Consider the following 4,514-nt stretch of genomic DNA (forward strand, 5'->3'; position numbering starts at 1 on the left):
TTGCGCGGTGCTGTGCTGCGCTGGTATTGTCGTGGCTGACCGTGAATTCGTTGTAGGGAGGTGAGACCCGTGAATAGAATCACCCATGGGTGCTCCCTTAGTCCGTCACGGTCCGGCGGCTGACGTTCGGTGTCGCCGGGAGCGCCTGAGATCGAGGCACTCCTGGAAGGAGACTCCGATGGACATGAAGCCTTTCATATCTGGCCTGAGTGAGAACGCGGTGGTGATCACGCGTGTCGCGGACGGGCAATGGCATGCGTTGCATGACGATGTGGTGGTCGGTCGTACGTATGCGGAGCGCCGGTCTGATGGACGCTTGTTCGTCAGCATTGATGCTTGGCATGACGCTACCTTTGACCAGCTTGCCGAGGCGGTGGTGGCGGAGTTGTCGGCGCCGTTGTACACGGTGGTCGATGAAGCCGATGTCGAGTTGACGGCCTGTTGGCGGCGGGCTGGTTTCACGGTTCGGCGTCGTGAGTGGGAGTACGTGGTGCCGACTGACCCGCAGGTCACCGGGCTCGGAGGAGTTCTACCGCCTTCGGGTGTGACGATCGTGCCCGCTGGTCAGGCGGATGAGGGTCTGTTGCGGGCGGTGGACCGGGCGATCCGTGACGAAGTCGAGGCGACTGTCGGGTGGCAGTCGATGCCCGCGGAGGTGATTGCCCTGCCTGAAGGTGACACCATCGGTGATCCGTCGAAGTACGCCGTGGCTGCGGCGTCGGATCGCTATCTGGGTCTGATCCGGGTGGTGACGGTGAACCGGCCGCGTATCGGGCTGGTGGCGGTCCGGGCCGGCGAGCAACGCCGCGGTATCGCGCGGGCGCTGCTGGCCCACGCGCTGGAGTCGTTGCACGGCTGCGGGTTCGACGCGACCTGGGCGGAGGTCCAGGAGTCCAACCGAGCGGCCTCGGCGCTGTTCGAGGGTATCGGGGTCCGGCCGGTGAGCAGCAACCTGGAGCTGGTTCGATGACGAGGACCAGGAAAGGCGTCGAGGTCGAGGGCCGGGTCGTCGAGTGCCTACGCAGCGGCATGTTCACCGTGGAGCTCGAGAACGGCTACCGGGTACTCACGCACATCAGCGGTAAGATCCGCCAGAACTTCATCAAGATCTATCTGGAAGACCGGGTGCTGGTCGAGCTCACGCCGTACGACCTGACGCGCGGCCGGATCGTGTTCCGGTATCGGAACTAGCCTAGCGGCCCTCGACGCCATCCACCGCAGCTGATCCTGGATCCCCGGTCACGGCCCTCCCGTGACCGGGGGCCCGACTGTCGGCTCCGCCTGATTCTCAATACTGTTTGTCAAGCGGCGAGGACGGTCAGGGGCTGCCCTTCTTCGTAGGGTCGGTCGTCGCGCAGCATCGCCCAGAGCACGTTCACGCGGCACCGGGCGAGAGCAAGGACGGCCTGGCCGTGGCGTTTGCCCTGAGCTCGTTTGCGCTCGTAGAAGGACTTTGAAGCGGTGCTGCGCTGGATGCTGATCAGGGCTGATGGGTAGAAGACGCGTTGGGGTTGGCGGTTGTACCGCTTCGGGCGCTGGAGGTTGCCGACGCGTCGACCGCAGTCGCGTGGTGTAGGTGCCAGTCCGGCGTAGCCGGCGAGGTGGTCAGCGGACGCGAATCCATCAAGGTTGCCGCCGGTGGTGGCGAGGAACTCCGCGCCGAGGAGGTCACCGATGCCGACCATGCTGGTGATCACCTTGGTGTTGTGGTGGCGGTGGAATCGGTCAGCGACGAGCTTGTCCAGCTCGGCGAGCTGCTGGTCGAGGTCGGTGACGTTGGCCGCAACCCCGGCCGACGAGCTCCCCGGCCATCGCCTCATCGCGAACCCGGAGTGCTGAGCCTCGGCGGCGTGTATCGCTGCGGTGGCGAGCTTGTTCGCGTGGCGGACTTGCACTCGCGGAGCCGGCGCTCCAGTTCCTCTCGCCCCATTTGCGGTCAGAGCGGCGGGCCTGCGGATCGTGCGGTGACACCACTTGCCGAGCCGGCGGAACGGGCCCACGTTCGGACGGCGAAGCCGACGGCACAGTCCGGGCTGGCCCTGGGGAACCGGCCCGGACGGCCGAATTACTCGGACTTCGGTGCGAGCCGCGGCCCGCGCTGCCATTCGGCGTCGTCGTCGACCAGCCACAGACCGTCGATGTCCACCTCGAAGCGCGGAGAGAAAAGGACCCGACGATGCGGGTCGTCAATGCCTGAGCGAACCGGCACATTGAACAGATAAAGGGCCGGCACGTCACAGCAGGCGAATTGCGCCGCCGCGTACCAGGCATCCGAGTGAAGCAGTGCGGCGAGCCCGGCCCATCGGCGAAATAGGGCTCTGAGCCAGAGGCTCACTATTATTCCCTTCGCTTTCCGGAAATCACGGATGCCCGATCGCCACCGTCGAGCAGATGCAGAAGGGCGCGGACGGCCAGCCGGTAGCCGAGAGAGCCAAGGCCCACGACGACGCCTTGCGCCAGCGGAGCCAGCACAGACTTGCCAGGGCGTCCCACAGGCTCCGGCCCGCGATCATGGGGGCACCCGGCTCGACGATCGCACCGGCCGTCGAGAAACGGTGCGCGCGCACGGCTCGGATCAGATCGATCTCGCTCTCGCTCTGAACGTCGATCACCTTTGCGCCCGCTGTGGCGACCTCGTCGTTCGCGGCCGAGACGGTGTCGTCTAGCGTGTCGCTGCCGTACATCTCCGGCTCCCGGTTCCCCGAGAATTCCGATGTTCGGTCCGTTCAGCAGCAGCAGCTCGGTCATCGGGCGCCTCTCGATGTGCCGAGCGCGGATGGCGCCGGCCATGTGCACTATCGTGGCAACCCCTCGGTGGCGACGACAACTACCCAGATTGACAGTGTGTCCGACTCCCATCTCGCCGCGATCCTATCGGCGACGAAAATCACCGAGCGTCACCACCTATTTGATCACCGCGCGACGCCAACAACCGCGCCACCTGGCCAATGACTCGCAGGACCCCATCAGCCCGCCCCGTCAAACCTGATAGAAATAATTGCGGTCTATACAAATCGAAGTTCGCCTTGACACGCCACAGCCATGCGGTATCGTCGTCCATGACTGTGGGGGTGGTGATCATTATGTGGTGTCCACTCTCCCCCTTAATATTGATCTTTGAGCTGTGGAGGCAATTCGGGAATCGGGTCGCGCACGATGTCTCAGAATGTGCTTGAAGACTTCGGGGAGTTCGATTGGGCATTATGGGTCTAACTGCGTCAGGTCTCTCAACTCACAATTGCATCAATCTTGAAATCCTGCATACGGCTGGTTCGGTCTGGCTTGAGGGTGACGTCGTTTCGGCGATCTCTTTGGCTGAGGCGGCGGCGACGGCGAGGTGCCGACGGGGCAGCGAGTGCTGCACGGCGTTGGCGAGTCTGCAACTTGCGTTGTTGCTGACCAACCTGCGGCGTATCGATGAGGCGCGGCACGCGGTGCGTCAGGCCACGGCGGCGGTCGATGATCCTGCGATCAACGCGGTGACGGCGCTGGTCAAGGCCAAGATTGCGCTTTGTGACGGTCGTATCGATGAGGCCGGGGACCTGTGCGGTACGGGAATGCTCGTGGCGAGCGACCCGCGTTACGCGTCGTGGGCTCCGATCGGGAATATGGTTCGCGCGGTCACCGCGATGCGGCGTGGTGAACTCGCCACGATGATCCATCATGCCAATCAGCTGAAAGAGGATGTGCTTTTCGGCCGGGATCCTTTTCCCTGGGCTTCGCCCGCATGGCTCGTCGTTCAGATCATCGAGGCGGAGAAGGGCTGGGAGGTCGCCGTACCGCTCGCCCGAGCGCTCCTGGAATCTGAAGCGTCGACGCGGGGTTTCCTGCTGTCCGAGCCTACGGCGGCGTCGTTCGTCGTGCGTATCCTGCTACGGGCGGGCGACCGGGAAACCGCCCAGCGCGTCCGGCGTTGCGCGGCGGCGCTCGCCGCGGAGAACCCGGACATCCACGCCATCGAGGCCGCCGCCCTGCACCTCGATGCGCTGCTCGAGAAGGATGTCAACCTGCTCCAACAGGCCGTCGCCTCCGGCTGCGACACGTGGACCCGCGCCTCGGTGAGCGAGGACATCGGCGATCTCCTGTCCGAGAGCTGCGAAGAGTTCCGGCAGGTATGCACGCACTACGAGACGGCCATGCGCTCCTACGCGGACGCGGGCTCTCCGCGCGACTCGTCTCGGGTCCGCAGCAAGTTGCGGCGCCACGACACGTCCAAGGCCGCGGCGAGGTTCTGGCCCAGCAGCCGGATCCCCGCGCTGACCGACACCGAATACGCGGTGGCCGAGCTCGTGGCGGGAGGACTCACGAACGCCGAGGTCGCCGGCAAGATGTTCCTGTCTCGCCACACCGTCGCCTTCCACCTCCGCAAGATCTTCCAAAAGGTGGGCGCCAAGTCGCGCATCGAACTCGCGGTCATGTGGAAACAGCTGGTCGGACGGGAAAGCCTGGACATCTCGTGCCACTTCTAGCGTCATGAGCCGCCCACACGAATACAGCAGCGACCGACGGCATTC

At 64.9% G+C, this 4,514-nt stretch carries 6 protein-coding genes; 3 read left to right on the forward strand and 3 right to left on the reverse strand.

Annotated elements, in window-relative coordinates; genetic code table 11:
• Nucleotides 1-178: 178 nt before the first annotated feature.
• Together ACH4T9_RS31895 and infA are read left to right on the forward strand one after the other, a co-directional pair.
• On the forward strand, nucleotides 179-970 hold the full coding sequence (locus ACH4T9_RS31895; RefSeq protein WP_396675154.1) for a GNAT family N-acetyltransferase: 792 nt from the start codon (nucleotides 179-181) through the stop codon (nucleotides 968-970).
• The gene (gene infA / locus ACH4T9_RS31900; protein ID WP_387026654.1) at nucleotides 967-1,191 is read left to right on the forward strand and encodes a translation initiation factor IF-1; all 225 of its coding nucleotides are present in this window, start codon (nucleotides 967-969) and stop codon (nucleotides 1,189-1,191) included. The genes ACH4T9_RS31895 and infA overlap by 4 nt, the downstream gene beginning before the upstream one ends.
• Nucleotides 1,192-1,301: 110 nt before the next feature.
• Here the strand turns inward: infA and ACH4T9_RS31905 are convergent, their stop codons facing one another.
• From ACH4T9_RS31905 to ACH4T9_RS31915, 3 genes are all read right to left on the reverse strand, one after another.
• Nucleotides 1,302-1,820, reverse strand: a complete 519-nt coding sequence (locus ACH4T9_RS31905; protein ID WP_396675155.1) for a transposase — start codon at nucleotides 1,818-1,820, stop codon at nucleotides 1,302-1,304.
• 245 nt (nucleotides 1,821-2,065) lie between these two features.
• The gene (locus tag ACH4T9_RS31910) at nucleotides 2,066-2,335 is read right to left on the reverse strand and encodes a hypothetical protein (RefSeq protein WP_396675156.1); all 270 of its coding nucleotides are present in this window, start codon (nucleotides 2,333-2,335) and stop codon (nucleotides 2,066-2,068) included.
• Nucleotides 2,336-2,360: 25 nt separating this feature from the next.
• Complete coding sequence (locus tag ACH4T9_RS31915) at nucleotides 2,361-2,684, reverse strand: type II 3-dehydroquinate dehydratase (RefSeq protein WP_396675157.1); 324 nt, start codon at nucleotides 2,682-2,684, stop codon at nucleotides 2,361-2,363.
• 708 nt (nucleotides 2,685-3,392) lie between these two features.
• Here ACH4T9_RS31915 and ACH4T9_RS31920 point away from each other — a divergent pair.
• Complete coding sequence (locus tag ACH4T9_RS31920; protein ID WP_396675158.1) at nucleotides 3,393-4,469, forward strand: helix-turn-helix transcriptional regulator; 1,077 nt, start codon at nucleotides 3,393-3,395, stop codon at nucleotides 4,467-4,469.
• Nucleotides 4,470-4,514: the final 45 nt, after the last annotated feature.

The organism is Micromonospora sp. NPDC020750, assembly GCF_044334565.1.
Classification (GTDB): Bacteria; Actinomycetota; Actinomycetes; order Mycobacteriales; family Micromonosporaceae; genus Micromonospora.

Coding starts and splice junctions, on each gene's coding strand:
- infA (WP_387026654.1), top strand. CDS start 967: ATGACGAGGACCAGGAAAGGCGTCGAGGTCGAGGGCCGGGTCGTCGAG.
- ACH4T9_RS31905 (WP_396675155.1), bottom strand. CDS start 1,820: ATGAGGCGATGGCCGGGGAGCTCGTCGGCCGGGGTTGCGGCCAACGTC.
- ACH4T9_RS31915 (WP_396675157.1), bottom strand. CDS start 2,684: ATGTACGGCAGCGACACGCTAGACGACACCGTCTCGGCCGCGAACGAC.
- ACH4T9_RS31895 (WP_396675154.1), top strand. CDS start 179: ATGGACATGAAGCCTTTCATATCTGGCCTGAGTGAGAACGCGGTGGTG.